This window comes from Janthinobacterium sp. GW821-FHT03A03 (assembly GCF_059421435.1).
Map to the genome: position 1 here is coordinate 279,465 of NZ_JBWKUZ010000002.1, position 25,842 is coordinate 305,306.

Below are 25,842 nucleotides of genomic sequence, written 5' to 3' on the forward strand. Positions count from 1 at the left end.
TGCCCTACAGGCCCTTGTGCATGCGCGCCAGCGGCAATTTGATGTCACCTGGCAAGTCGAGATGAAACTCTTCGGTGACGGCAAAGCCGCGTGCCAGGTACAGGGGCACGCCGGGCAAGGTGGCAGCCAGTTCCAGGGCCGCAAAGCCCGCCGCCCGCGCCTGGCGTTCACAATGGCGCATCAGCATGCTGCCCAGGCCCTGGCGCGCCGCGGCCGGTTCCACGAAGAACGCGCGGATGCGGCCCGCCTGGCTGGCCGGGTCGAGCAAGGCGTCCGGCCCGCTCTTGGCGCGGTCGGCGCCATACAGGGTGGCGCGCCGGCTCCAGCCGCCGCAGGCCAGCATGGCGCCATCCCTTTCGATCACAAAATAGGTCTGATCGGCAACGAGCTGCGTATCGACGCCGAATACGTGGCGCGTCACGGCCTCGGCCTGCTCTTCACTATAAAATCCCGCGCTCAGCGCCACGCCGGAACGGGCGATCAGCGCATTCATCTGCGGCACGTCGGCCGGCAGCGCCACGCGCAGGCGCGTCAGGGCGCCAAAGCTGAACCAGGCGCGCGCGATGCGCCCCCGCTCCACTTCATACGTGGCCACCAGTTCCTGCGCCGACACGCCATCGTCCGTGTCGCCGTGGACGATTTCATGGTCGATCACGAGCTTGCCGCAGGCTATGCGGTTGAGCAGCTGCGCCTGCGGGCGGCTGGCGGCGAAGCGGGCCGTGAAACGGGGGCCGATCTGCGCGCTGCCCGTGGCCAGCAAGGTGTCCGGGTGCTGGAATTGCTGTGCGTCATCGGCATAGAGGGCCAGCAAGGCTGCCACGTCGTGGGCATTGTAGGCGTCCAGCTGGGCCTGGACCACCGCGACGGGGGAAATGCGTGTATCGTTGACTAGCGCCATGATGTACCTGTTGTGAAGTGCCTGGAAAGTTGCAAAGGGTAACATTGTCGCCCCTGTCGCGGTGCGGTTTGCTGCGATAATCACACGATTCGCCGCAAGACCATTCTTGCGCCGTCATCAATCACAATCGCAGCAGGAGTAAAGATCATGAAATGGGAAGGCAATCGCGAAAGCGACAATGTGGAAGACCACCGCGGCGAAGGTGACGGCGGGGGCGGCGGGGGCGGCTTCGGCTTTGGCGGACGCTCGATCGGCATCGGCACCATCGTCATCGCCCTCGTCGGCTCCTACATCTTTGGCGTCAGCCCCCTGACCCTGCTCAATTTGCTCAGCGGCGGCGGGGGCGGCCAGGTCAGCACCCAGCAAAGCCAGTCGCCGGCGCGCCAGCCGCCCGAATCGGACGAGATGGCCCGCTTCGTGCGCACCGTGCTGGCCGATACGGAAGACACCTGGGGCGCCCTGTTCAAGGCCGAAGGCGGCACTTACGTCCGCCCCAAGCTGTCGCTGTTTTCGGGCAGCATCCCGACAGCCTGCGGCACGGGCCAGAGCGCCAGCGGCCCCTTCTATTGCCCCGGCGACCAGAAAGTCTACCTGGACCTCGATTTCTTCAAGCTGATGCAGCAGCGCTTCAAGGTGTCGGGCGAATTTGCCGAGGCGTACGTGATCGCCCATGAAGTGGGCCACCACGTGCAGAACCTGATGGGCCTGTCCGAAAAGGTCGACCAGGCGCGCCGCACGCAGTCGGAGCGCCAGGCCAACGCCATGTCCGTGCGCCTGGAATTGCAGGCCGACTGCTTTGCCGGCGTGTGGGCCTACCACGCGAACCAGGATCGCAAGATCCTGGAACAGGGCGACGTGGAAGCGGCCCTCAAGGCGGCCACGGCCATCGGCGACGACGCGCTGCAACGCCAGGCGCAAGGCCATGTCGTGCCCGATTCCTTTACCCACGGCACCTCGGAACAGCGCGTGCGCTGGTTCAGCAAGGGTATCGAAAGCGGCCAGATTTCACAGTGCAATACCTTCGAGGCGCGCCAGCTGTAAGCCTGTGACAGGCCCGCTGCAAAGCGCGCCTGCCCGTGCCGCCCCCGGGGCCGCACGGCACTGCCTGGCGCCGCACTGCCCTTACTTCTGGTCGATGCGCCCGTACTGCCCATGCGTCTCGTCGCCGGGCCCGGCCGCAAAGAACAGGGTATTGACGGGCTGGCTATTGAGGCCGTTACCGAAGGCGATGCCCCACAGGCCGTCGATCACCAGCGGCGTGCCGTCAGCCTTGAGCAGCGGTCCGCCGGCGGCGCCCGTGTCGGGGTCGTAGGCATTGATCTTGCCGTCGCCAAAATTTCCTATCAACAACATGCTGCTGGCCGTGCCGAAGCCGGCAGGCGCCAGCGCCATGCCCCAGGGTGCATTCAAGGCGCCGCCGCTCACCAGCCGCTTGATCAGGGTACCGCCCGTGTCATACACATTGACGATACCGAGGCCTGCGCCAGCCTGTTCATCGTCGCCGCTGGCCTGGCGCATGGCATAGGCGACATAGATGCGCTGGCCGATGGCCTGAATGCCGAACGGCGCATAGCCGGCCGGCAAGCCGGGATCGCTGAACGCGCCGGGCAAGCTGACTTTGGTGAAATTGGCATCGAAGACGTCGACGCGGCGGTTATGGAAATCGGCCGCATACAGATAATTGGCGCCCGCATAGACGGAAATCGCCAGGCCCTTGTAGACGCTGCCGCCGGCGCTGCCATCGAACACGACCACGGCCGTCGTCGGGCTGACCGTGGGCGACCAGGCCGAGATGCTGCCGCTTTCGCTGGCGAAGATGAAGGGGCTGGGCGCCGTCACGCCGTTCTGGCTGAGCTTGAAGTCCTGCGTGCCGTTGAACACGATGCCCGTCGGCCCTGCCGGCGTGTCGACCACCAGCGACTGCGGCACGCCATTGCCATCGTACAAGGTGGACTTCGCCGTGCCGTTATCGGTCACCCAGACGAAGCCGCGCGGATTGAAGGCCACGCCCCAGGCGTTGACAAGGTTGGCGTCCGTGTGCGCGGCGGGCAAGGCTGTCGTATCGGATACCAGGCTGGTGGCCGCATAGGCGCTGCTGCTGGGCGGCATGTGGTCCCTGCCGTCATCGTGACCGCCGCCGCAGGCAAACAGCGACGCGGCGATGCAGGCACAGGCTATTCTGCTGACATGGTGCGTATTCATGGCGATTCCTTTCGGCGTGGTGGGCAAAATGTCGCTGCCCCGTGTATACCCGCACACGCCTGAAAGGTTTCGCCTCCGCGAAAAAAAATGTCATTTTGCTATTTAGAAAGAATAGGCAGCGCTGAGCACCACCGCCCGCGATGCCGCTTCCACGTAGTAGACCGAGCGCGGCGCACCGCCCGAGCTGGCCACCCAGGCCAGTTGCGCATGCCAGTCGCCCAGTGCCGCTGCCAGGCCGATGCTGCCGTCGCGGCGCATGCTGGCCGACTCCATGCCAGGGTGCGACAACTGGCGCAGCACACCGATGTGGGCGACCAGCTTGAACCCGTCTTGCAAGGGGTGGAATCCGTTCATTTCGGCGTACAAGGTGCGCATGTCGCGTCCAAAATAATGGGGCGCGAAATAGAGTCTGACGCCGATGCGTTCGGCAGCAAGTCCGGCATACCATTCACCGTAGTCGCTGCCATGATCGCGCGTCAGCACCGACCTGCTGGCGCCCGCTTCCCAGCTCCAGCCGGATGCCAGGCGCCGTGCCATGCCCGCATAGGCAATCAGCTGGGTGCCGCCCCGTTCGTGCAGGCTGGCGCCCGAAGCTTGCACGCCCCAGTACCAGCTGTCCGGGTCGTCATAGTTCAAGGTGAGCTGCGGCACGGGATGTCCGTCGCTCATCGAAACGCCGCGAAAGCGGTAATCGGAGAGCAGCGCGATGTTGCCGCCAACCTGGGCGGCGGCGGTGCCGGCGCACAGCAGCAGCACGGCACCGGCAGTGGCAATCACGGACCTGGGCCGGCAGGCAGGATGGCGGAGGCTGTTGCGCATGAGCAGGGACACGCGCCAGCGGCGCGCGCGATGGTGGCACAGGCGTCGATAGTAGCATTCAAGCGCGTTTCCGGCATGAGCAAACGCTCCAGTTGCGCCGGCATGGCGCCAGGCCGCAATTCGGCCAGCAAGGCCAGCAAGCCGGTGACATGCGCCGCCGCATACGAGTTGCCGGACACGAAGCGCCAACCGCCGCCAGGGATGCTGGTGGGAATGTCGCGTCCGGGCGCCAGCCGTACGGCATGCTGCGGCGTATCAGGCGCCGCCGCGACGGGGGGCGCCTGATCCTGTTGCGCGACCGTAATCACACCTGCGTGCGAGGCGGGAAAGGCCCGCGCCCCACCATGGGGATCGAGCGCGCCGACAATACTGATGCCGCGCGCCAGGGCTGCATCGAGCAGGCTTTCCAGCAGGCGGTCGGACGGTCCGGACAGGCTCAGGTTGATAATTTTTGCCTGGTGCACGATGGCGAAGTTGAGCGCTTTGCCCAAGGTAAAGCTGTTGCAGCGGGTGCTGTGGTCCAGCTGCTGCCAGCAGGCACGCAAACCCATCAGCCGCGCGCCCGGCGCAACGCCGAGCATGCCGCCATTGCCGTCGCGCGCCGCGATGATGCCAGCGACCGCGGTGCCGTGCGCCTCCGCCGCGTAAGGGCTGCCATCGACAAAATTTTCCGCGAGCGCCACCTGCCCGGTCAGGTCCGGATGCCTGCTGTCGATACCGCTGTCGACCACGGCGACCGCCACGTCGCGTCCGGTGGCCGTGCGGTGCAGCGCGTCCACATGCCAATAGCGGCCACCGGGCTGCACCGGATACAGCGGATCGACATCCCCCATGCCGGAAAAAAGCCCGACCGGCTGGGCCCATTCCACGCGCGGATCGCGCGACAACAGGTCGGCAAGCTGCTGTGGCTGCTTCCCTTCCCCGTATTCCAACAGGTAGCAATCAAGACCCAGCGCCGGCATCGGCCAGTCGGCGACCAGTTTCAGCCCGTGGCGCCGCGCCAGGTCTTCGGTAATGCGGCGGCGCGCGCTGCGGCCACCATCGTCGATGTAGCGCCCGCCGTAACTGGCGTCCGGACGGTAGTGCGGGGCCGGCAGGCGCAGCATGACCAGCAATTGGCGTGGCGAGACGGCGCTATTGCTGTCGGGAACGAACGCCACGGCATCATCAAGTGCCGGAGCTGCGTGGCCCGGCGCGCTGCCGGCAACCAGTGCCAGCAAGGCAAGCGCAGACATGGCAAGGCGCAGCAGGATCACGGCGGACCTCCCCCATCCAGCATTTCGGCCAGCGCGACCGCCGGCTCGGCGCGCAGACGGGCGCGGGCGCGCGCCGGTTCCGGCACGTTGAGCAGATAGGCATCGGTTACGGTCGGGCCATCGACCAGACGCGCGTCATTCGCTTGCAGGATGCGGCGCAACTCTTTCTCTGCGGTATCCGGCTTGAAAACGACCACCAGGTTGCCGGCGCCGGCCGCGCCGCCCAGGCCGCGATAGGCGCCCTCATCAGAGGCGGGCCGGGCGAGCAGGAAAACCAGGCCAAGGATGGCGACAAACTGCAGCGCCAGCGCCCAGGGCATCCAGGCCGCGTGATGGAAGGCCGGCCAGCGCCACCTTGGCGCAGGCACCGCCCGGGCCGCTTGCCTGGGCAGTCGCGGCAATAGTTGCGCCAGCGCCCGCTCGACATCGCATTGCGCAGGCGCAAGGTCTGTATCCGCTCCGGCGCAGGCCGCCAGCAACTGGCGCTCGATCGCCAGCTCGCGCTGGCACAGCTTGCATGTGGCCAGATGCTGCTCGAGCATGCGTGCGTCGCGCGCTGGCAATTGCCCAGTCGCAAACCATGGCAACAGCGCGCGCGCGGCCTGATGTGCAGGCTCATCCGGCTTGACGATGCGTCCGTTCATTCGTAATCCTCCCGCGCCCGCTCGAGCAGCTCCTGCAACTTGCGCCGCGCATGGAACATGCGCGTCTTGACCGTGTTGAGCGGGCAGTCGATGATCGCGGCGATCTCGTTATAACCCATGTCGTGATAATAGGTTAATACCACCACGATGCGCTGCGGCAGCGGCAATGCGCTTATCGCCGCTGCCAGGGCACATCCCAATTGCCGCTGGCTAAGTTCGTACTCCGGCTCCAGCTCCGGGCCACCCGGATACAACTCCATGTCGGCCTCCAATGGTTCGTCGCAGGTGCGGAAACCTTTCAATGCCTTGCGATAGGCAATCGCGAAGATCCAGGTCGACACCTTGCAACTCCCATCATAGTGCTGTGCCTTTTGCCATACCACCAACATGGTGTCGTTGACGATTTCCTCGATCAATTGCGCACTGCGCGTCATCCGGCCCAGAAACCGGGTCAGACGAGGGAAGTAGGCACGGTACAGCGTCTCGAAGGCGCACCTGTCCCCGGCCACGACCCGGCCGAGCAGCTGCGCCTCGTCCAGATTGGCAGCGCTTGTGCGCGCGTCCTCCGCGTGTCCCTCCCGCATGGACATTCTCCTTTGCTGCCTGTAAATACCTTACGGCAGACCAATGGTTCTAAGCCGCGCAAAAAATGCACGGCAGTCCATGGTAGCGCGCAGAGGCATTATCAGGGTAACAATATTCTACAGGAGCGGCGGGCGCCTTGAGGAAAGCCAGGGACGCGGCATCAGGGAATGGCAACGTCGTAGCGCTTGCCCAGTTTTTTCAATTCGCCGCTATCGATCAGACCACTGAATTCCTGGTCGAACTGCAGGCGCAGCTTGTCGAAGGCGGGGGCACGGGGAAAGGCAAAATAGCCATTCTGCACTTCTATGACGCGCGGCAAGGGTTTGACGAGGCGGCCGTAGCCCAGGCGGACGATGACGGGGTCGGTATTGCGGCGGTTGCTGACAAACACGTCGACGTGCTTGTGCACCAGCATCTTCAAGCCATTTTCCACATTGTTGGCCACGCTGACCTGCAGGCCGGGCCGTATGCGCTCCCACTCCGCGCCGTACGCCCAGCCGTTGAGCAGCACCACCCTGCGGTTCTTCAGCACGCTGTAATCGCCATCCCAGCCGACACTGGCATTCTGGCGCGTATAGAACACCATCTGGTCCTGGTAGAAGGGCTTGTCGGCAAACGCCATGCTGGCCATGCGTTCAGGCGTCTTGTAGGGGCCGATCAGGATATCGGCCTGGCCCTGCGCCAGCATGGCTTGCGCGCGCGCCCAGGGCACCATGCGGAAACGCACGGTATTGCCCGTGCGCGCCGCCATCAGGCGCAGCAGATCCGCGCCCAGGCCGCCATACTCGCCGCTGTCCTGGTATTCGAACACGTGCTCGAACTGCGCGCCCACGGCCAGCAGCTCGCGCGCCTGCGCCGGCAGGGGCGCGGCAAATGCCGGCCACAGCAGCGCCAGGGCCAGCAGGCGCCGCCCCGCTCCTTTCATCAGCCGACGATGCGCAAGGAGTAATCGGTGGCCCGCACATCCTTGGTCAGGCTGCCGATCGAGATGCGGTCCACGCCCGTTTCGGCAATGGCGCGCACGGTATCGAAGTTGATGCCGCCCGACGCTTCGAGCAAGGCGCGGCCATTGGTCAGTGCCACGGCCTCGCGCATCATGTCGTTGCTGAAGTTATCGAGCAGCACGGAGACGGCGCCCGCATCGAGCGCTTCCTGCAATTGCGCCAGGGTTTCCACCTCGATCTGCACGGGCACGCCCGCGTCGAGATTGCGCGCGTTTTCCAGGGCCTGGCTGACGCCGCCGGCGGCCGCGATATGGTTTTCCTTGATCAAGATGCCGTCGTACAGGGCCAGGCGCTGGTTCTTGCCGCCGCCGACGCGCACCGCATATTTTTGCGCCAGGCGCAGGCCCGGCAGGGTCTTGCGCGTGTCCAGAATGGAGGCTTTCGTGCCGGCGATCACGTCGACATAGCGGCGCGTGGCCGTGGCCACGGCCGACAGCAGCTGCAGGAAATTGAGGGCGCTGCGCTCGGCCGTCAGCAGGGCGCGCGCCGGTGCCTCGATCGTGCAGACGACGCTGTCGGCCGTCATCATGTCGCCTTCGGCATAATGCCAGGCAATATCGATGCTGCGGTCCAGGCTTTTCATGATGCCTTCGAACCACGGGGCGCCGCACAGCACGGCCGCCTCGCGCACGATGACTCTGGCCGTGACGATGTGGTCGGGCGGCACCAGTTCGCCCGTCAGGTCGCACTGGCCCACGTCTTCCAGCAAGGCGGCCAGCAGATTGCCTTCAAAGGCGCGCGCCAGGGCGGGATCGAAAGGAGCGAAAGAATTGACGAGGGTACTCATGCTGGACCGATTCCTTGGAACAATGTGGTTTCTTTTGCCAGGTCCGCGCCCGGCTGCAAGCCGGCCTTCTTGGCGGCGGCGAAGTCGAGCATGCGCTTGATCGAACGCACGGCCAGCTGGCCGACGGCGGGGTCGACGTGGATTTCGTTGTGCATGTTTTCCAGCGTTTCGGCCAGGTTCAGCAAGCCGTTCATGGCCATCCACGGACAGTGCGCGCAGCTTTTGCAGGTGGCGCTGTTGCCGGCCGTGGGCGCTTCGATGAAGCGCTTGCCCGGCGCGGCCGCGCGCATCTTGTGCAGGATGCCATTGTCGGTGGCAACAATAAACGTGTCCGTGTCCATGGTTTGCGCTGCCGCAATCATTTGCGACGTGGAACCGACCATGTCGGCCAGGGCCACCACGTTGGCGGGCGATTCCGGATGCACGAGCACCTTGGCGTGCGGATATTCTTCCTTGAGCAGATCGAGTTCGATGCCCTTGAATTCGTCGTGCACGAGGCAGGAACCTTGCCACAGCAGCATGTCGGCGCCCGTTTCTTTCTGGATATACGAACCCAGGTGCTTGTCCGGCGCCCACAGGATTTTCTTGCCCTGCGCATGCAGGTGGGCCACGATGTCGAGGCCGATCGACGACGTCACCATCCAGTCGGCGCGCGCCTTGACGGCTGCGCTGGTGTTGGCGTAGACGACGACGGTACGGTCCGGATGGGCGTCGCAGAAGGCCGTGAATTCGTCTGCCGGACAGCCCAGGTCGAGCGAACAGGTCGCGTCGAGGTCGGGCATCAGGACGGTTTTTTCAGGGCTGAGGATCTTGGCTGTTTCGCCCATGAAGCGCACGCCGGCCACGACGAGGGTCTTGGCCGGATGGTCGCGCCCGAAACGGGCCATTTCCAGCGAGTCGGAGACGCAACCGCCCGTGGCCTCGGCCAGGTCTTGCAGGTCAGCATCAACGTAGTAGTGGGCAACGAGCACGGCTTCGCGCTCGATCAGCAGGCGCTTGATGCGCGTGATCAGTTCGGCTTTTTCTGCCGGGGACGGCGTCGCTGGCGTGCGTGCCCAGGCGTGGGCAGTGCAGCTGGCTCCGTCTTGCGGGTGTTCATACTCGACGGATTTGATGGCTAAAGTTTGCATGGCTGTGTCAAACAAAAACGGGATAGACCGGCACGATTGCAATGAAGCAGGTGCGCCGGAACGAAATAACCGCGGCGCGTCGGTGTGGCGATACCAGGGTACACCACCAGCTTTCCAAACGCCTGATAAAACCGTAGCGAGCGGCAGCGAGGCTCGGCGCCCCCTTGTGGCCGAGAAGCGCAACCGTGCTAAAGCACGGTGAGCATCACAGGCCGCAAAGCGCGACGCGCGAGGTTTGATCAGGCGTTTAATCGATACCCTGGCTCTTCAGGTAGTCCTCGTAATTGCCGCGGTAATCGACCACTTCATCTTCCTTGATTTCGATGATGCGGTTGGCCAGCGAAGAGACGAATTCGCGGTCATGCGACACGAAGATCAGGGTGCCCGCGTATTTTTCCAGCGCGATGTTCAACGATTCGATCGATTCCATGTCCATGTGGTTGGTCGGTTCGTCGAGCATCAGCACGTTGTGGCGGCCCAGCATCAGCTTGCCGTACATCATGCGGCCCTTTTCACCGCCGGACAGCACCTTGACGGCCTTCTTGACATCGTCGCCGCCGAACAGCAAGCGGCCGAGGATGGAGCGCACGGCCTGGTCGTCGTCGCCCTCTTTCGTCCACTGGCCGATCCAGTCGGTCAGGTTCGTATCCTTGGCGAAATCTTCCGTCGGATCTTGCGGCATGTAGCCGACGTTGGCGTTTTCCGCCCACTTCACGCGGCCCTGGTCCGGCTGCAGGCCGGCGATGTCGCCCGCGATGCAGCGCAGCATGGTGGTCTTGCCGGCGCCGTTGGCGCCGATGATGGCGATGCGCTCGCCCGCCTCGACCATGATGCTGAAATTCTTGAACAGCTGGCGGTCAAAGCCTTTCGAGATGTTCTCCACTTCCACGGCCAGACGGTGCAATTTCTTTTCGCCGTCGAAACGCACGAAGGGATAGGCGCGTGACGAGGGCTTGATGTCGTCGACCTTGATCTTTTCGATCTGCTTGGCGCGCGAGGTGGCCTGGCGCGCCTTGGATTTGTTCGCGGCGAAGCGGCGCACGAATTCTTGCAATTCTGCAACCTTGTCTTTCGCTTTCGCGTTGTTGGCCAGCTGCTGGTTGCGCGCCTGGGTCGAGGCGAACATGTATTCGTCGTAGTTGCCCGGATAAATCTTCAGGGTGCCGTAATCCATGTCGGCCACGTGGGTGCAGACCTGGTTCAGGAAGTGACGATCATGGGAAATGATGATCATGGTGGAGTTGCGCTCGTTGAGCACGTCTTCCAGCCAGCGGATCGTGTTGATGTCCAGGTTATTCGTCGGCTCGTCGAGCAGCAGGATGTCCGGGTTCGAGAACAGCGCCTGCGCCAGCAGCACGCGCAGCTTCCAGCCTGGCGAGACATTGCTCATCGGGCCTTGATGCAGATCAATGGCGACGCCGGCGCCCAGCAGCAGTTCGCCGGCGCGCGATTCGGCCGTGTAGCCGTCGTATTCCGAGACCTTGCCTTCCAGCTCGGCCGCCTTCATGTAGTCCTCGTCCGTCGCTTCCAGGTTCGCGTAGATCGCGTCGCGTTCCTGCATCGCGGCCCACATTTCCGTGTGGCCCATCATGACGACGTCGAGCACGCGCATGTCTTCAAACGCAAACTGGTCCTGGCGCAGCTTGCCCAGGCGCTCGTTGGTGTCGAGCATGACGTTGCCGCCCGACGGGTCCAGGTCGCCGCCCAGGATCTTCATGAACGTCGACTTGCCGCAGCCGTTGGCGCCGATCAAGCCATAGCGGTTGCCGTCGCCGAACTTGACGGAGATATTCTCAAACAATGGCTTGGCGCCAAACTGCATCGTAATATTTGCGGTTGAAAGCATGTGATATTAGGTCTTTATTCAGTTAAAACAGCTAGTTAGGTACTTTTCTCCCATTATACAGCACCCACCCTCTTCCTCTCTATAGTGGCCCGGCAAGGGCAGGCGCAGTCACTGCGGAGAAAGACAGGGGTGGCTGATGGCAAGAAAATATGATTGCCGCATTTTCATTTAGCGGATACGCTGCATGCCTCCCGTTTCCACTCCTTACTTCACAGGCATCACTTGAAAAAAATCACCATCGCCGCCGCCGTGGCCGCCATCGCCATCGCCGCCACCGCCTATGCGTCGCCCTACTATGCCTTGCACCAGATCAAGACCGCCCTGGCCGAGCGCAATGCCGACGCCCTGGCCGAACAGGTGGACTTCCCCGCCCTGCGCGCCAGCGTCAAGACGCAGCTGGAAGCGAGCATGGCGCGCAGCATCGAGGCGACGGCCGGCAGCGGCAACCCGCTGGCCGCCCTGGGCCAGTCGATCGCCAGCGCCATGCTGGGCAAGATGGTCGATACCATGGTCTCGCCCGCCGGCGTCGTCGCCCTCGTCAACAAGAGCGCCGTCAGCCCGCAAGCGGGAGCAGAAGGCGACGCGGATGCGCCGGCCGATGGCGCCCGAAAAAAAGCCGAATATTCCGCAGGCTATGCCGGCGTGAACACCTTCGTCGTACGGGCGAAGGACGGCAATGCGCAGGATGGCGCACTGGTCCTGCAGCGCCACGGTGTATGGGGCTGGAAACTGAGTTCGATCGAGATTGCGACGGCGCTCGCCGGCCGCTAGCGGCCAGCGAGCGGCAGCCTGCTGGGCTGCCTTGCCCGCCGCCCTCAATCAAAAGGTCATCGGCAGCCTGACCGAGATGGACACATCGGGCGTATCGCGCGTCAGACCGGCACCCACCGACACGTTCAAGGTCCTGTCCTTGCTAAGGCGATACGAAAAACCCATCAGCAAGGTACCGAGCTGGGTGCGCACGGAGCCGGGCACGGTCAAGCCATTTTGACGCGTGCGTCCAACGCTGCTGTGATCGTAGCCCAGGCTGAGCGAGGCCTTTTCATTCAGCGCCAGGCCGATGCCAAAATTGACGCCAAAAATTTTCCCCGGTTCAATGGTGCCCAGCGGTTCGCGCACGCCATTGAGCACCAGGCGGCTGACATCAGTGCGCTTGAAGCTGTGCAGGTAGCTGATGCTGCCAAAGAATACGGCGGGATCGGAGGGAAACAGCCAGGTCAGGCTGGGCTGCAGGGAATAGAAACCGGAGCCGGTGGGCAAGTCTAGCGGCAAGCCCGTGCCTGTCGCATTCTCGCCCACGCAGCGCTGCGTACAGTCCGTGACGACCTGGAACGGATCGCGTCCGGTGCGCGACTTGAAGCGCAGGCCAGCCACATAATATGGCTTGTCGGCGCCACCATTGTTCAGTTGATAACGGGCGGCCACCTCGATATCGCCCAGGGCGCGCCCGCTGGTGTCAAACACCCGCTCCGAGGCCGTGCCGGTAAACAGTTCGCGGCTGACGGTGGCATCCGAACGATAGACGTACGGCACCCTGGCTTCGACTTCCAGGCGGTTGCTCAAGCCGGTACGCACGGCCAGCGCACCGGTCAGGGTATTGCGCTTGACCTCGCGCACATCGATCAGGCCGATCAACAAGGCGGGAATAATGGTGTAACCGACCAGGGCGACCCTGTTGCTTGAAGAGTAACCGAATTGCATCGAGGGTTCCAGCACGTATGCCCCCTTGGGCGTCAGCACCCCGGGTTGCTCGAACAGCGGCGCCACTTCGGGCGGCCGGACGGGCGGGCTTGGCGCCAGCCCCACCGGCTGCGGCGCTGGCGGCGGCGCCTGCGGCGCCGATCCGCCGTCCTGGACCTCCGCCAGCGTCAGATATGCACTGCGCAAACCCGTACCCCGCTGCCTGGCCAGGCGGCTGTTGTCGAGAGGTTCGCTGCCCTGCAGCATATCGATGCGGCGCTGCTGCTCCTGCATCGATGCACGCAACGCCTCCAGCAGGTGCCGCTGTTCGGCCAGTTGCGCTTTCAGGCTTTCCAGCTGCGCCGCCAGATCGTCCTGGCCGGCGCCGGCTGTTTGCTGGGCCTGAACGGCGGCACACAGCAACATAGCAGATACACCCGCCGTACCAAATCGCACTAAGTAAAGATGCCGCATAGTCTCTCCCGATGACAAGCCCTGCCAATCAGTAGCCAGCCCTGGCAGCGATACAACAACGGCCCGGTGCTACTGCACGATGCCGCCCGGCGAATCCAGGCGGCTTGCTGCAAACCCTATTTGGGACCTGCCACCGCGCCCAGCGCATTTTGCAAGGTGTCCTGAAAGTTCGCCAGCTTCAGCAATTGAAGACTGTTCACGCTGCCATTGACGATCGTCTGGGTACGCAAGACCTGGTCGTTCAAGCTATTCTGGATCACGGTGGCCGCCATCGTTTGCGCCATCGGGCTTGGCGAAAATACATTGCCGACGCCGTTCTGCACGACATTCATCGACGCGATGGCCGTACGCGCCAGGCTCGCTTCCTCGACGCTCAGGTGCGCCACGTCGGCAATCGTAAACGCCACGCTGGACACCACGCTGCCATTGATGCTGACCAGGCGCTCTATCCCGAATGACAGGCTCAAGCCGCCTGGCACATCGAAGCCGCCCCGTGCCTGTTCCAGCGTTTCCTCGCTGACCGCCGTCCATCCCGCCGCCGCCGGCGCGGCGCCGACATTCTGCGCGGCAACAAGCAGACCCGCCAGGCTGGCCGCAATCAACCGCTCTTTCGTGTACATACATCCTCCCGCGTGGCGTTGGCCCGCCATTAGAAATTTCCACCGTCATTCTTCGGCATGGTGAGTTGATCGAGGCCGCTGCGGCTGATCGCCTGTCCCAGTGGCGCTGGCGGCGCCGCACGCCAGTCATCCGCATCGTTGAAGCGGGCCGCCTGCATTGCCACCTCGGTCGCGGCGGGAGCCGGTGCGGCCGTCGTCGCGCGTCCATGGATCACAAACAGCAAATGGCCCTGCCAGATCGCCTCGAAACCGGCACGCGCCATGGCGCGCGTGCCGCCGGCAGGATCGCCGATCAGCACGCGGCTCTGGCTCAGCCCCTTGACCACGACAAAATGCCGGTAGCCTTTTTCGGCCACCAGCACGATGGCGGGAAAGCCCGCCTCAGCCAACTTATCCAGCGGCAACTGAAACCCGTCGGCCAGAAAGCCGCGGCTTGCAAGAAAACGCTTGATATCGAGCAAGGAAAATCCCTCTTTGCGAATCTTTTGCTGATCACCTTGCTTATACATTTGCTCAAAAACAAACTCTTCCGTCACTGGATAGTCGTAGTGATGGGTCAGCAGGGTGGCCACTGCGGCGGAGCCACAACTGAAGTCGTATTGCTGGTGCAAGGTACGCTGGAAACGCGCCTCGCGCATGCTGACAACGGGCACCTCGAAGCGCGCGCTGCCGAAGGCGCCGATCTCGGCCGCGCAAGCGCCCGGGGATGCCAGGCCGCCAAGCAAGGGCAGGCACAGCATGAGCCGCGGAAATGTGCCGAGTGTGACCATGCCTAGCGCAACTGCAAATTGATGATGGTGGCGTTCTGGATCAGCACATTGGCGCCCGAGTTCTGAATCACGATCGGAATGCCGGAGGCGTTGGCAAACGCGGCGCCATCGATCGTGTTGGCCCCCGTGCTGACGTAGCTGGCCGAGTTGCCGGTGACAAAGCCGCTCAGGCGCGCTTCATTGGTAATCGTCTCGGTGCCGCCACGCGCCTGCTCCAGCGCGGATTCGCCAGCGGCCCGGCCAAGGCCCCCGGCAGAGGTCCCATCCGCTGTCAGCGGCATCAGCGCCGTCAGCGTAGTGGGCGGAGCAGCAATAATCGGCAGACTCAACTCTGGCCCGGCAAGCAAGGGCAGCGGCCTTGCTTCCTGTGCAGCCATGACAGCTGTGGCAAGACAGGCCAGGCTGGCACAGCATATCGAATGAAAAAAAAGGCGCATGCTCATCCCCTTGTTCATGACTTGCGATGCTCCGCCGCGACATTGCCACGACGGAGCCTGACACTAAGCAGCCGCTCGCCTAGTGTCCCACTGCCAGATTGGCCTGCACCGTCACACTTTGCTGTATCAGCGAAGAAATGCCGCTGTTCTGGCTGATGACCAGCAAGCCTGCCGCCGACTGCGCGGTACCGCTCATGGTGTTGGACATATCGAAGGCGCCTGCATTGACAGCTACCGCACCGCCAGCACCGCCCGTGCCGCCAGCGCCGGTACCGCCGGTTGCCGCGCCGCCCGTGTTGGTGCCACCGTTACCGGCGGCGCCGCCGCTATTGCTGCCGCCACCGGCACCGCCAGCGCCGCCAGCACCGGCAATGGCGCTGCCGTTCGAGGGCGAACCGTTGCTTGCACTGCCATTGCTCGAAGCGCCGCCAGCCGCACCTGCGCCACCCGTGTTTTGCGCCATCCCGCTGCTGCCGCCATTGCCGCCCGCAGCACCAGCGGCGCCGTTGCCGCCGGTGCTGCTGCCACCCGCACCGGCGCCACCAGCGCCACCGGCACCGCCAGTTGCCGCAGCCCCGGCGCCGCCCATACTCGTCAACGCAGCGCCAGCGCCGCCAGCACCGGAGGCGCCAGCCCCGCCTGCAGCCCCGGCACCCGCCGTATTGGTGCCACCGGCACCGCCGGCACCGCCCGTCGCAGTGCCACCGCTGGAGGTGGATACGCCGCCACCCGCATTCCTGGCCACGCTACCGGCGCTGCCGCTGCCGCCAGAGCCGCCAGCGGCGCTGCGGCTGTAGCCACCGTCGCCGCCTGGACCGCCGATGGCTTTGCCGCCATCACCGCCGCTACCGCCTGTCGTGCGGCCAGTATTGCCGCCAGCGCCGCCACTGGCATCGCCTGCCAGGCCGCCCTTGCCGCCGTTGCCGCCATAGATATCACCGCCGGCCGCGCCACGGCCACCTGCGCCGCCCTTGCCGCCCGCACCGGCATCCCCGCTGCTGGCATTCTTGGCCAGTCCACCCGCGCCACCTGCCCCGGCCGTGCTGTCGCCGACCGTCGCAGCACCATTGATGGCACTGCCATTCCTGGCGTCCCCCCCTTGCGCGCCCGATGCGCCGTCGCCACCGGCCGCCGCGCCGCCCGAGCCGCCCTTGCCGTAGGCATTGCCCCCCTGCGCACTGCCGCCGATGCCGCCCTTGCCTGCGCCGCCGCCGGTATTGCCGTTGTTGGTGGCGACATTGCCGATGTTATTCACCGTGTTGCCCGACACCGCGCCACTCAGGGTGCTCGCCGCCGTCGCCGTCGAGGTGTTGAAGGCATTTGCCACGCTATTGCTGCTGGTGCCGCCATTGTTTGCCGCGGATGAGCCCAACGCGGTGGCATTCGCGCCGCCGCTGCTGTTGTTCTGCCCCGTGCTCTTGTCGTTATTCTGGTCTGAGTTATTGTCTTGCGTGGCGGTGGAATGCGCGTTCGCCCCGGGCCCGGCACCAGACTGCGTCGTGGCATTGCTCGCCGTCTGGGTATTGACACCCGTGACATTATCGACCTTGGTCGTGCCATTGTTCTGGGCATGGGCGCTGAAACCGAAGGCCAGCGCTACCGCTGCCGCGATGAGAGTTTTTTTCATTGCAGTTTCCTCTTTAAAAGTTAATCAGGATGCTGGCACCAGACTGAAGCGTCGGGTCCACAGCTTCACAGCAAATTTGGTGCCAGCAATTAAGAACCTGGCCAAACCATTGAATTGAAACGTCTTATTCGATGATCTTCGGCTTGCATGGCATTCCTCTAGGAAACTTAGAAAACAAAAAACAGAAAACTGTCACAGCCATGCGCCACCCACTTTTCTGCCCCCGCTCGCCACAGCAGAGACATTCACGCCGAATCAATCACTTGCAAGGCCGTATCCCTATCCTGCCGCTGGCGCAATCCTGTTACACCCCTGTATCTGTGACGATGCGCACGCATGGCGCAGACTTGCCCCTGATGCGCCAGGTTCAACATTCGATATTGAGCTTTTTCATCATCCGGTACAGCGTCATGCGTGACACGCCCAGGTCGCGCGCGGCCTTGCTGATATTGCTGCCGGCACTGGCCAGGCTAGCCTGCACAGCGTCACGGTCCGCGCGCCAGCGAATACTGCCGAGTGCGACATCGGCGCCCGGCGCGTCCGCAACTGACAAGCCCAGGTCCTGTGGCAGGATCGCCCTGCCTTCCGCCATCACCATGGCGCGCCGCACCCGGTTGATCAATTCGCGCACATTGCCGGGCCAGCTATGTTTGCAGATCGCTTCGACGGCGGCGTTGCTGAAGCCGCGCACCAGCGGCGCCCGCTCCGCCATGAAAGCGGCAAAAAAATGGTTTGCCAGCAACATCAAGTCTTCCTTCCGTTCGCGCAAGGGAGGCACATCGAGCGCCAGCACGTTGAGCCGGTAGTACAAATCCTCGCGAAATGTCCCCTGCTGCACGGCCTCCAGCAAATGGACATGCGACGCGGCAATGACGCGCGCGTCGACGGCGGTACTGTGCGTGGCGCCGACACGGTAAATCGTTTTTTCCTGCAGGAAACGCAACAAATTGGTTTGCAAGGGGAGCGGCAAGTCGCCTATTTCATCAAGAAAGACCGTGCCTCCGGCCGCCGACTCGATCAAGCCCCGCTTGTCGCGCGTGGCCCCGGTGAACGCGCCCCGCTCATGGCCGAACAGCTCGGATTGCGCCAGGCCGGCCGGAATCGCGCCACAATTGATGGGGACGAAGGGACCTGCCGCGCGCGCGGAATGGACGTGTATGGCTTGCGCTGTCAATTCCTTGCCGCTGCCCGACTCGCCCCAGATCAGCACCGGCGCGCTGGCAGCGGCGACCTTCAGGATCTGGCGCCGCAAACGGCCGATGGCGACGCCACTGCCCTTGAGCGACATGTCCGGCTGTTCCAGCGCACACAGAGGCGCGTCCGGCATTTCACGCAAAGTGGCGTAGCCATAAGCATGGCCCAGGGTATGCCGCAGCCGCAGCAGGTCGACAGGCAAAGTGTGGTAATCGTGGCAATGGTCACGTACCAGGCGCCGGCAAGCGGCCGTCTGCAGGGCGCGTGGCGGAAAAATTCCCACCCATTGCATATCCCAGTGCTGATGCAGGAAACTGTCGATTTCTCCCAACCCACCGGACGAGGAAATCAATACCCCAACGGGAAAGGTGTGCGTGCGCAGCGCTCGTGCCGCAGCCGCCAGGCTCATCACGGTGCAGACCTGCCAGCCCTCCCACGCCACACCAAACTGCTGCTTGCCTGCCTCATGTAGCGAAGCATTGCCACTCAGATCGATAAGCAATAACTGTCGTTTCAACATCCAGCCTCCAAATGGACTGCGAGCATCAGAAGACATCGCGTCATCGCGTCCCGCAAGAAGAGGCGCCCTGCAGGCAGCCAGATAAGCTGTCGCACTCATGCAAGCCTTTCTAGCTTTCCAGAATCTTTCTGGAATGATAAAAGTCAATGAAAGACTGCGCGGATAAAACACCATCGCAGCCAACTGTCTGCAGTGGATTGAATCCTTAATAATCAATGACTTAAGATAGAACTGGCAAAGGAACACACGCGATGGAACTGCCCTCTGGAAGGGTAGCGAGATTTGTGTATATGTGTGACAATCTTTTTGATATTTATCACTACGGTGCTAAGAAATACTTTTTTTATATCGAGTTTGTATTTTTTTGCCACACTGCGTTTCTCATAGTCATCAAAGGTGCCGCCAGGCTGTTCGACATCTTTTTTTATCAATGAAGATGCGCGTCCACGAGATCCCCATGCTGACCAAACATGTTTTCACGCTGGCCATCGCCGCCGGCCTCGCCAACACGGCCCTGGCTGCCGGCCCGCTTGAGCAAGCCGAACGCAGCCACTCCGTCAGCGCGCGCATGCAGGCGGAAACGTCCCGCGCCGCCGATCCCGGCGCGCCCGCGCCGCTGCCCGTGCCCAGCGATATCTCGCTGGCCGAACTGGAGCGCCGCCTGGCGCTGGGCCAGGCGCGGGCGGCCGAAAAACACTGGACCAGCGCGCTCGATCCGGCCCCGCTGACGGCCCTGGCGCAACAGATGGGGTGCAACGATATTGTCGGCGTGCAGCCTTTCGGCTTTCCGCTGGACCGGGCGCAGCCCACCGTCCTGGGCGGCGCGCACCTGCTGGCGCGCTGCCCGGACCGGGCCTACGTGACGATCACGGCGCTGTCGATGGCAGGCAAGACGGGCAAGCGCGTCACCCTGAGCCCGCAGGCGTTCAGCCACACGGTCGATGGCAGGCCCGCGCGGCGCCTGTATTACAAGGCGCCCAACGGCCGCCAGAAGGAATCGCTGACCATCATCGACGGCAGTTATGCCTATGCGCTTGAGTACTGGTCGCTCGATGACAGCCAGCAGAGCGGCATGGTAGGCATGCGCCGCATGGAAACATTGACCTTGCCGCCACAAACCGGGAAAAATTAGGCAAAATACTGTATATTCATACAGTTATCGACTCTTTTCCTGTCCGCCATGCCTGCACACCCGCACAAGGCCTTGCCCTACACCATTTCCGTCAGCGCCACGATCAACGCGGAGGTCGAGCAAACCATCCTCGATGGCTTGAACGCCTATAACGATGCGATTACGGGATACCAGGACAGGCAGGTATTGAGCGTGGTCGTGCGCGACCGCGACAGCCAGCGCGTGCTGGGCGGCGCCATGGGCCGGACCTCGCTGGGCCTGCTGTTTCTCGATTTGTTTTATTTGCCTGCCGCCTTGCGGGGCCTGGGCCTGGGCAGCCGGATACTGGCGCAGTTCGAAGAGGAAGGACGCCGGCGCGGCTGCGCCTCGGCGGTGCTGTACACCATCAGTTTCCAGGCGCCTGAATTTTACGAGCGCCGCGGCTGGCGCCGCTTCGGCGACCTTGCCTGCAGTCCCGAAGGGACGAGCCGGGTATTCATGAGCAAGACCCTGTAGACTGTACCTGCCAACGGCCGGCGGCAAACCTGCCGCCGGCCGCTGGCGGGTACATGCGCTTACATGCCCAGCGACTTGAGCAGGTCGGCGTTGTCGTCGTCTTCCGGCTCCGCGGCGGGCGCGGGGACCGTTTCCCGCTCGCGGTTCGCGTATTCGCTATCCATCAGCGAGTCGGCGTCGACTTCGCGCGAATCGAAATCGTGCAGCTTGATGAACTCGGTACGGTCGATCGCCAGTTCCAGATAGAAAATGTTGTTCTTTTCCGTGTAGAAAGTGACGCGGCGCATTTCCGGACGGTCCAGCGGCGTATCGACGCTGAGCATCACCTGCTTGTTCAGCACCAGCATCTTCGGCTGGCTCTGGGTGATATTCGTTTGCAATTCACGCCGCACCTTGCCCGTGAAATCGCCCACGATCTGATTCATCAGCTCGCCCATGATGTTCGACACTTCGTCCGACGTGTAGAAGCTGGCCAGCTCCGACTTCGGCATACCCATGTGCAACATGTAGCGCTCGTAGATTTCCATCGCCGTATCGGCGGCGAAATTGAGCACCACCAGGCCCGTGAAACCGCCATCAAACATGACGAAACAACCGATGTCCGGCTTCAGGCCCGTCTTGGTGATGCGCTGCACCATGCCTGAATAATTTACCTTGCTTTGCGTTGCAACGTTGAGCACCCGAACCACCGAGTTGCACAAACTCATCAACAAATCTTCTGTACCGTACACAACATCCTTTTCTGCATCCATGAGCAACCTCTCCTACTATTTTAAAGATGACAGCACTGTTCCCTGCCCGCCGCGAGCCGAAACAAGACAGTTTCGCTCAGCTGGCGGACGACTTCACCTTTGCATGCCTGATCGTGCCTGGGTCCGCCGGCATCGCCGCCGGACCCGAACCATCCTCTTACTTTTTTCTGTATAGAAATAAGTATCAGATGCGCAGAATACCGAGATGTAACATTTCCGTCCAGCCATACCTGCATTTACTTGACGATCTGTGCGGAAATACCAAAAGCCCATGCATGGCGCGCCTTTCCCGGCCGCACGGCAAGCAGGCAGACAACATTATCCGGAAGATAATCATGCCAAAAAATCAGCCTGGCACGTTTGAAAACATGGCGAAAAGACAGCCTCGCTTATACTGCCGCGCTGGGTGCGGCAGGCGCCGCCAGCATGGAACGATCAACTGACCGAAAGGCACGACAGGATGAGCATACTGCAAGAACAGGCAACGGCGGAAATGACGGCGGCAATAGAAGCGTGGTTTGCCGAGCGCCTCAAGCGCACCGACCTGGAAGCGGCCGTGAAGCGGACCACCTTGCAAATGGGAATCTTTAACGATTTCCTGCTCGACTACAAGCCGGGGCGCACCACGGCCGACGATTTCCATCTGGCCGACGCCGAGGATGACGCACCGAGGACGCCATCGCGCCTCGATGAAGCCGTCGTGCGCGACAGCATCGCGCCCCGGCTGGCCGCCCTGGTGCGGGCGAAGCTGGACACGCTGGCCGACACGCCCTTCGTCGATTACCGCTTCAGCTTTCGCGGCAAGTTCCAGACGGCGCAGGGCATGCTGCACCTGGACCTGCTCGACTATGTCAACGAAGGCAAGCGCAAGACCTTGCTGGAGAACATACACGCGTATGTCGCGCAAAAACTCGAGCATGGCAGCCGTCCGACGAAAAAGCTGGAAACCTTCTTCCTGGCGCGCCACCTGCTCGATCCCCACCTGTTTCCCCAGCCCGATATCGGCTGGACGATCGCCCAGTTCGAGCGCATCGAGCAGCTCAACAAGTCGCGCCCGCAAGCGCTGGCCGAACACCGCAGCGATATCATCCAGGCCGTGTCGGCATGGGCGGAAAAGCAGTTCCTGCCGCGGTTCTATGACATGCGGAAATCAAGCTACCGCGCCACCGAATACACCCTGAAGGCAGGCGCCGCGCTTGACAGGCAATCGCTGGCGCCCATCGACCTGCTGCTGTACGGCGCCGTCATGATCTTGCGCCATGAACCGAGCTACGCCAAGTCGACAGGCCTCACATTCCTGGAAATCGCGCGCGAACTGGGCAGCGAGCGGGCCGTGCGCATGCTCAAGGAAGGCAGCGGCACGTTCGCGCCCGACGCCATCCACCTGAAAAATGCGCAGCTGGAATGCCGCGCCAACGATGTGTTTGCCACCATCAGCATCATGATAGCCCGCGAAGAGGCAGAGGCGTATGCGCAGGCGCTGGCCTTCATCACGCATTTGCTGAGCAACGGCTTCCCGAAAAGCTGCCAGATCAAGCTCAAGTCCAGGGTCAAGCAGTATCTTCCCCTGAAGGGCCTGGCCAGGTCCGACACGCACCGCTTCTTTGCCAACGCCCTCGCCCATCCGGCACTGCACGCCCCGCTGGAAGCGTATGCGCGCGCCGCCATCGAGCAATTCGAATTCTATGCCGACACGGAAGGCGAAAAGAACTGCATGCCCGGCAGCTACGCCACGTTCGGCCTGGGCCTGCTCGACGCGCGTTATTTCCCCCTGGTGCAGCACTACATGGCCAGCGTCGACGAGGAACACCAGTCGGTGCAGGACCAGTTCACGGCCGCCTTTGCCGAAAAGCATGGCGTCACGCGCGACTCCGTCCCCGTGCTGGCGGCGTGCCTGCGCGCGTGCACAGACCGCGCCAAGGTGAAAATCCAGGCGGAACTGGAAGAGGTGGAGAAACTGGAGCTGTTCTGCCAGCAACTGCTGGGGCTGGAAGGCTATCTGGTCGAACACATGCTGTATCCCATCTGGGGCAAGCTGGAAAAACTGGCCACCCTGGCGCGCAAGGCGCAAGGGCGGCGCAAGGAGTTGCTGCTGGCCCTGCTGGAAGCGGCCAGCAAGACGGACGCCTAATGTGCGCAACGTTATGAACTTTGCCATCTATAATGCGCGCGCCGAAGTTGCCACGAGGCATCTTTTGGCGCCTGACATCGAATCGTGGAGAATCTACATGCAAGTAACACAACTAACATCGCGCGCCACCGTGCTGGCGGCAAGCATTGCCGCCGCCCTGGCGCTGGCCCAGCCCGCCGTCGCCGCCGAAACCGTGGTGGAAATGGCCCCCGTCGACGTGGCCAACCTCTACATCAAGACCATCATCAACCATGATGAAGCGAGCGTCGCCCGGCTCAATGCCTACCTGCGCCCCACGCGCCTGGCCGGCCAGCAATCGGCCGAATATGCGTCGTACAGCGGCTTGAAGGAAACGGATGCAATATTCCCGAAAGAAACCGGCAAGCTGATCGCCGACCTTTTCCCCGCCGCCATGCGCGCTGCCGTCACGCCGGCCGCCGAACAGCTGGCCGCCAATGTCATCGCCGCCAAGAATGGCGCCGAGTGCCAGGCCGCCAAGGCCGACCCTGTGACGGTGGAGAACGGCATGCAGACGGCTGTCGTCAGCTTCGAATGCCAGGTCGTCAAGGTGCCCGTGGTGTGGGCCACCGCCGCGCAGCAGCTGGCCAAGAGCGGCTGCAAGGCCGAGCAATGCAAGGCGGGCCTGCAAAAGATCGCCGCCAGCTACACAAACTCGCCGAAGCAGACGTGGCGCGCCGCGTTTGCCGTCAGCCGCGAAAAGAACTCTGAAGCCTGGCGCAACGATTTCGCGCGCGAAACTTTCGATGAAATCTGGGATTACCTGTAATCCTGGCCTCGTTTAGAATGGCTGGATGGACAAATTGACGCCTGTACCGCAGCCCGCAGGGCTGGCCTTGCTGCGCCTGCTCGACCCGGACCATGTGGAAGGCGCGGTGGTCGCGCAAGCACTGGCGCAAGACTTGCCTGCCCTGCACGCCAGGCAATTGCTGGCGCTGCTGCGCCGGCTGCGGGCCGCCCAATCCAGCCAGCAGCACTATGCGGGCGCCAGCCCGGCGCAGGCCGAACAGCAGTTCGGCGCCGCCATCGCCGCCGTCAAGGCGGAGCTGGCCACGCGTCCGCATATCCCCAACAAGCAGGAAGCCAAGGCCCTGCGCCAGGCGGCGGCGAAAAAGCGCTGAACGAGGCGCAAGCGGCCCGCCAGCAAGCGCGTTTCGTGTGGGCAAGCGCGCCGGCCTCCTCCTATAATCGGAGGCTCTCCTGTTTCCGCTCTTGAAAGGCCTCCCCCCATGTCCACACGATTTTCGCGCCACGTGGCCAGCTGCGCCCTTGCCGTCTCCGGCCTGGCCGCCATGCAGGCGGCCCATGCCCAAGCTACAGGCACCATCGACGCGCGCGTCGTGTGGCAGGAACGCTCGCTGTCGGCTTGCCGCAGCGAACAATCGCAAACTGCGCCCGATGTCTGCCTGCTGCGCACCATGCAGCGCGCGGGCGCCAGCCCGCAAGCCCTCGTCGCCGCCAGGATGCTGGTCAAGGCCAACATGACCGGCTACATTTCCGCCTGGCGCCCGCTGGGCAAGGCGTCCCTGGCCACCGTCACCTATCCGTTTCGCGCCAACACGAATGAAGGCACTCTGCTGATCGGCAGCGATGGCGCAGCCGTCGACGTCGACGAGCACTCCGTGCGCGAGGAAGACCGCGCCACGCCCGCCTGGCGCGCGTTTGCCGCCGCCCACCCGGACGCCGTGCCGTTCGCCGCCGCCGACTTCGTCGGCAGCACGGCGACGGCCGACGGCGGCCAGAGCGTGCTGTTTTCCACGCCCCTGAAGAGCTGTCATGCCTGCGCCGACGACGGCGCCCTGCTCGTTGCCTATACTATCGACAAGGCGGGGATCGTGCGCGGGCGCAAACTATTAACGATCAAGTAAAGCTGCCTCAAAGATAAGATAGAATTGCTTGGTGGCATGTCTATACGCGTCCATGCCATCCATCCAACTTATTTATCGGGAAAACATGCGCCGCCCTTGCCTTGCACTGCACCTCACCGCCGCCCTGCTGCTGTCCAGCCCCTTCCACCTCGCCACTGCCGCACCCGCCGCTAGCGCTACCGCCAGCGCGGCCACGCCGCTGGTCATCGGCGAAAGCTTCATCGTCGATTCGCGGGCGCTGCAGGAACAGCGCCACATCAATGTGTATGTGGCGCGCGCCTGGGATACGCCGCCCGACGCGCCGCTGCCCGTGCTGTACATGCCCGACGGCGGCGTGGCGGAAGACTTTTTGCACGTGGCCGGCCTGCTGCAGGTGTCGGTAGCGAATGGCACCATGCGCCCGTTCATGCTGGTCGGCATGCAGAACACGCAGCGCCGGCGCGACCTGACGGGGCCGACGGACAGCGCGGCAGACCGCAAGATCGCTCCCGTCGTGGGCGGCTCGCAAGCCTACCGGGCCTTCATCCGCGATGAACTGATGCCGGAAGTCAAACGCCGCTACCGCACGACGGGCGAGACGGCCATCGTCGGCGAATCGCTGGCTGGCCTGTTCGTGGTGGAAACATACCTGCTGGAACCGCAGCTGTTCGACCATTACCTGGCCTTCGACCCCAGCCTGTGGTGGAATGGCGGCGCCCTGCCGCGCCAGGCGGCCGATCTGCTGGCCAAGGGCAAGCCGGGCAAGCGCAGCCTGTACCTGGCGTCCAGCGGCGAAGCGGGCATTGCCGTGGAAGTGCAGCGCCTGGCCGACGTGCTGGCAAAGCAGGCGCCGCCCGGCCTGGCATGGCACCAGGAAAAGATGCCGGCCGAAACCCATGGCACCATCTACCACCCGGCAGCATTAAAAGCGTTCCGCGCCGTGTTCAAGCCGGCCGCCGCGCCCCAGTAAACGG

At 63.5% G+C, this 25,842-nt stretch carries 26 protein-coding genes; 9 read left to right on the forward strand and 17 right to left on the reverse strand.

The features are described 5' to 3' along the window. Positions 1–4 precede the first annotated feature (4 nt). On the reverse strand, positions 5–898 hold the full coding sequence (locus AC07VI_RS07835; protein ID WP_193068862.1) for a GNAT family N-acetyltransferase: 894 nt from the start codon (positions 896–898) through the stop codon (positions 5–7). Between the two features lie 147 nt (positions 899–1,045). Here AC07VI_RS07835 and ypfJ point away from each other — a divergent pair, with 147 nt between their 5' ends. Then, the gene (gene ypfJ / locus AC07VI_RS07840) at positions 1,046–1,939 is read left to right on the forward strand and encodes a KPN_02809 family neutral zinc metallopeptidase (protein ID WP_086144508.1); all 894 of its coding nucleotides are present in this window, start codon (positions 1,046–1,048) and stop codon (positions 1,937–1,939) included. An 81-nt stretch (positions 1,940–2,020) separates the two neighbouring features. Here the strand turns inward: ypfJ and AC07VI_RS07845 are convergent, their stop codons facing one another. The 9 genes from AC07VI_RS07845 to AC07VI_RS07885 form a co-directional block, all read right to left on the reverse strand. Then, positions 2,021–3,100 carry a TIGR03118 family protein gene (locus AC07VI_RS07845; protein WP_492994308.1) on the reverse strand — a complete coding sequence of 360 codons (1,080 nt, stop codon included), beginning with the start codon at positions 3,098–3,100 and terminating at the stop codon, positions 2,021–2,023. Positions 3,101–3,202: 102 nt separating this feature from the next. Then, the gene (locus tag AC07VI_RS07850) at positions 3,203–3,877 is read right to left on the reverse strand and encodes a TorF family putative porin (protein WP_157792309.1); all 675 of its coding nucleotides are present in this window, start codon (positions 3,875–3,877) and stop codon (positions 3,203–3,205) included. Beyond that, positions 3,874–5,154 (reverse strand): S8 family peptidase, encoded by a 1,281-nt coding sequence (locus tag AC07VI_RS07855; protein ID WP_492994310.1) that lies wholly within the window; start codon positions 5,152–5,154, stop codon positions 3,874–3,876. Before AC07VI_RS07855 ends, AC07VI_RS07850 begins: the two co-directional genes overlap by 4 nt. 17 nt (positions 5,155–5,171) lie before the next feature. Continuing rightward, entirely contained in the window at positions 5,172–5,819 is a 648-nt protein-coding gene (locus tag AC07VI_RS07860) for an anti-sigma factor family protein (protein WP_492994312.1), read from the reverse strand. Further along, positions 5,816–6,403 carry an RNA polymerase sigma factor gene (locus tag AC07VI_RS07865; RefSeq protein ID WP_492994314.1) on the reverse strand — a complete coding sequence of 196 codons (588 nt, stop codon included), beginning with the start codon at positions 6,401–6,403 and terminating at the stop codon, positions 5,816–5,818. The genes AC07VI_RS07860 and AC07VI_RS07865 overlap by 4 nt, the downstream gene beginning before the upstream one ends. 161 nt (positions 6,404–6,564) lie before the next feature. Then, positions 6,565–7,329, reverse strand: coding sequence for a substrate-binding periplasmic protein (locus AC07VI_RS07870; protein ID WP_086144503.1), 765 nt, complete (start codon positions 7,327–7,329; stop codon positions 6,565–6,567). Further along, complete coding sequence (gene nadC, locus AC07VI_RS07875) at positions 7,329–8,195, reverse strand: carboxylating nicotinate-nucleotide diphosphorylase (protein ID WP_070292298.1); 867 nt, start codon at positions 8,193–8,195, stop codon at positions 7,329–7,331. Before nadC ends, AC07VI_RS07870 begins: the two co-directional genes overlap by 1 nt. Then, a complete protein-coding gene (nadA, locus tag AC07VI_RS07880) occupies positions 8,192–9,325 on the reverse strand; it encodes a quinolinate synthase NadA (protein ID WP_086144612.1) in 1,134 nt (377 codons plus the stop codon). The genes nadC and nadA overlap by 4 nt, the downstream gene beginning before the upstream one ends. 247 nt (positions 9,326–9,572) lie before the next feature. Further along, positions 9,573–11,171, reverse strand: coding sequence for an ABC-F family ATPase (locus tag AC07VI_RS07885; RefSeq protein WP_076568522.1), 1,599 nt, complete (start codon positions 11,169–11,171; stop codon positions 9,573–9,575). Positions 11,172–11,393: 222 nt separating this feature from the next. On the opposite strand from AC07VI_RS07885, the gene AC07VI_RS07890 reads away from it, so the two are divergent. After that, entirely contained in the window at positions 11,394–11,942 is a 549-nt protein-coding gene (locus tag AC07VI_RS07890) for a DUF2939 domain-containing protein (protein WP_157792308.1), read from the forward strand. 48 nt (positions 11,943–11,990) lie between these two features. On the opposite strand, the gene AC07VI_RS07895 is transcribed toward AC07VI_RS07890, so the two are convergent. The 6 genes from AC07VI_RS07895 to AC07VI_RS07920 all read right to left on the reverse strand — a co-directional run bounded on the left by AC07VI_RS07895 (position 11,991) and on the right by AC07VI_RS07920 (position 18,667). Further along, a complete protein-coding gene (locus AC07VI_RS07895) occupies positions 11,991–13,277 on the reverse strand; it encodes a coiled-coil domain-containing protein (RefSeq protein WP_172404678.1) in 1,287 nt (428 codons plus the stop codon). A 164-nt stretch (positions 13,278–13,441) separates the two neighbouring features. Then, entirely contained in the window at positions 13,442–13,945 is a 504-nt protein-coding gene (locus tag AC07VI_RS07900) for a hypothetical protein (protein WP_492994318.1), read from the reverse strand. Between the two features lie 29 nt (positions 13,946–13,974). Then, positions 13,975–14,715, reverse strand: a complete 741-nt coding sequence (locus tag AC07VI_RS07905) for a C39 family peptidase (RefSeq protein WP_413465879.1) — start codon at positions 14,713–14,715, stop codon at positions 13,975–13,977. A 2-nt stretch (positions 14,716–14,717) separates the two neighbouring features. Continuing rightward, a complete protein-coding gene (locus AC07VI_RS07910) occupies positions 14,718–15,170 on the reverse strand; it encodes a hypothetical protein (RefSeq protein WP_157792307.1) in 453 nt (150 codons plus the stop codon). A 61-nt stretch (positions 15,171–15,231) separates the two neighbouring features. Then, positions 15,232–16,779: a hypothetical protein gene (locus AC07VI_RS07915; protein ID WP_492994321.1), complete on the reverse strand. Its 1,548-nt coding sequence runs from the start codon at positions 16,777–16,779 to the stop codon at positions 15,232–15,234. A 367-nt stretch (positions 16,780–17,146) separates the two neighbouring features. Beyond that, positions 17,147–18,667, reverse strand: a complete 1,521-nt coding sequence (locus tag AC07VI_RS07920; RefSeq protein ID WP_492996327.1) for a sigma-54 interaction domain-containing protein — start codon at positions 18,665–18,667, stop codon at positions 17,147–17,149. Positions 18,668–18,950: 283 nt separating this feature from the next. Between AC07VI_RS07920 and AC07VI_RS07925 the strand changes: the two genes are divergently transcribed. Next, a complete protein-coding gene (locus tag AC07VI_RS07925) occupies positions 18,951–19,625 on the forward strand; it encodes a hypothetical protein (RefSeq protein ID WP_492994322.1) in 675 nt (224 codons plus the stop codon). 48 nt (positions 19,626–19,673) lie between these two features. Then, positions 19,674–20,120: a GNAT family N-acetyltransferase gene (locus tag AC07VI_RS07930; RefSeq protein WP_492994323.1), complete on the forward strand. Its 447-nt coding sequence runs from the start codon at positions 19,674–19,676 to the stop codon at positions 20,118–20,120. Between the two features lie 59 nt (positions 20,121–20,179). Here AC07VI_RS07930 and AC07VI_RS07935 read toward each other — a convergent pair whose 3' ends face one another. Beyond that, positions 20,180–20,872 carry a DUF3334 family protein gene (locus AC07VI_RS07935; RefSeq protein ID WP_086144492.1) on the reverse strand — a complete coding sequence of 231 codons (693 nt, stop codon included), beginning with the start codon at positions 20,870–20,872 and terminating at the stop codon, positions 20,180–20,182. 460 nt (positions 20,873–21,332) lie between these two features. Here AC07VI_RS07935 and AC07VI_RS07940 point away from each other — a divergent pair, with 460 nt between their 5' ends. The 5 genes from AC07VI_RS07940 (at position 21,333) to AC07VI_RS07960 (ending at position 25,838) form a co-directional block, all read left to right on the forward strand. Further along, positions 21,333–23,003, forward strand: a complete 1,671-nt coding sequence (locus tag AC07VI_RS07940; RefSeq protein ID WP_492994326.1) for a DUF6138 family protein — start codon at positions 21,333–21,335, stop codon at positions 23,001–23,003. A 97-nt stretch (positions 23,004–23,100) separates the two neighbouring features. Further along, positions 23,101–23,790 carry a hypothetical protein gene (locus AC07VI_RS07945; protein ID WP_492994327.1) on the forward strand — a complete coding sequence of 230 codons (690 nt, stop codon included), beginning with the start codon at positions 23,101–23,103 and terminating at the stop codon, positions 23,788–23,790. 25 nt (positions 23,791–23,815) lie between these two features. After that, entirely contained in the window at positions 23,816–24,142 is a 327-nt protein-coding gene (locus AC07VI_RS07950) for a hypothetical protein (protein ID WP_099374404.1), read from the forward strand. Positions 24,143–24,250: 108 nt separating this feature from the next. Beyond that, positions 24,251–24,889, forward strand: a complete 639-nt coding sequence (locus AC07VI_RS07955; RefSeq protein WP_086144488.1) for a hypothetical protein — start codon at positions 24,251–24,253, stop codon at positions 24,887–24,889. An 85-nt stretch (positions 24,890–24,974) separates the two neighbouring features. Further along, positions 24,975–25,838 (forward strand): alpha/beta hydrolase, encoded by an 864-nt coding sequence (locus tag AC07VI_RS07960; protein WP_492994329.1) that lies wholly within the window; start codon positions 24,975–24,977, stop codon positions 25,836–25,838. The last annotated feature ends 4 nt before the right edge of the window (positions 25,839–25,842 follow it).

Coding starts and splice junctions, on each gene's coding strand:
- AC07VI_RS07905 (WP_413465879.1), bottom strand. CDS start 14,715: ATGGTCACACTCGGCACATTTCCGCGGCTCATGCTGTGCCTGCCCTTG.
- AC07VI_RS07945 (WP_492994327.1), top strand. CDS start 23,101: ATGCAAGTAACACAACTAACATCGCGCGCCACCGTGCTGGCGGCAAGC.
- AC07VI_RS07865 (WP_492994314.1), bottom strand. CDS start 6,403: ATGCGGGAGGGACACGCGGAGGACGCGCGCACAAGCGCTGCCAATCTG.
- AC07VI_RS07885 (WP_076568522.1), bottom strand. CDS start 11,171: ATGCTTTCAACCGCAAATATTACGATGCAGTTTGGCGCCAAGCCATTG.
- AC07VI_RS07935 (WP_086144492.1), bottom strand. CDS start 20,872: ATGGATGCAGAAAAGGATGTTGTGTACGGTACAGAAGATTTGTTGATG.
- AC07VI_RS07900 (WP_492994318.1), bottom strand. CDS start 13,945: ATGTACACGAAAGAGCGGTTGATTGCGGCCAGCCTGGCGGGTCTGCTT.
- AC07VI_RS07870 (WP_086144503.1), bottom strand. CDS start 7,329: ATGAAAGGAGCGGGGCGGCGCCTGCTGGCCCTGGCGCTGCTGTGGCCG.
- AC07VI_RS07960 (WP_492994329.1), top strand. CDS start 24,975: ATGCGCCGCCCTTGCCTTGCACTGCACCTCACCGCCGCCCTGCTGCTG.
- ypfJ (WP_086144508.1), top strand. CDS start 1,046: ATGAAATGGGAAGGCAATCGCGAAAGCGACAATGTGGAAGACCACCGC.
- AC07VI_RS07860 (WP_492994312.1), bottom strand. CDS start 5,819: ATGAACGGACGCATCGTCAAGCCGGATGAGCCTGCACATCAGGCCGCG.
- AC07VI_RS07835 (WP_193068862.1), bottom strand. CDS start 898: ATGGCGCTAGTCAACGATACACGCATTTCCCCCGTCGCGGTGGTCCAG.
- AC07VI_RS07925 (WP_492994322.1), top strand. CDS start 18,951: ATGCTGACCAAACATGTTTTCACGCTGGCCATCGCCGCCGGCCTCGCC.
- AC07VI_RS07845 (WP_492994308.1), bottom strand. CDS start 3,100: ATGAATACGCACCATGTCAGCAGAATAGCCTGTGCCTGCATCGCCGCG.
- nadA (WP_086144612.1), bottom strand. CDS start 9,325: ATGCAAACTTTAGCCATCAAATCCGTCGAGTATGAACACCCGCAAGAC.
- AC07VI_RS07955 (WP_086144488.1), top strand. CDS start 24,251: ATGTCCACACGATTTTCGCGCCACGTGGCCAGCTGCGCCCTTGCCGTC.
- nadC (WP_070292298.1), bottom strand. CDS start 8,195: ATGAGTACCCTCGTCAATTCTTTCGCTCCTTTCGATCCCGCCCTGGCG.
- AC07VI_RS07895 (WP_172404678.1), bottom strand. CDS start 13,277: ATGTTGCTGTGTGCCGCCGTTCAGGCCCAGCAAACAGCCGGCGCCGGC.
- AC07VI_RS07910 (WP_157792307.1), bottom strand. CDS start 15,170: ATGAACAAGGGGATGAGCATGCGCCTTTTTTTTCATTCGATATGCTGT.
- AC07VI_RS07855 (WP_492994310.1), bottom strand. CDS start 5,154: ATGTCTGCGCTTGCCTTGCTGGCACTGGTTGCCGGCAGCGCGCCGGGC.
- AC07VI_RS07950 (WP_099374404.1), top strand. CDS start 23,816: ATGGACAAATTGACGCCTGTACCGCAGCCCGCAGGGCTGGCCTTGCTG.
- AC07VI_RS07940 (WP_492994326.1), top strand. CDS start 21,333: ATGAGCATACTGCAAGAACAGGCAACGGCGGAAATGACGGCGGCAATA.
- AC07VI_RS07915 (WP_492994321.1), bottom strand. CDS start 16,779: ATGAAAAAAACTCTCATCGCGGCAGCGGTAGCGCTGGCCTTCGGTTTC.
- AC07VI_RS07930 (WP_492994323.1), top strand. CDS start 19,674: ATGCCTGCACACCCGCACAAGGCCTTGCCCTACACCATTTCCGTCAGC.
- AC07VI_RS07920 (WP_492996327.1), bottom strand. CDS start 18,667: ATGGTGTTTTATCCGCGCAGTCTTTCATTGACTTTTATCATTCCAGAA.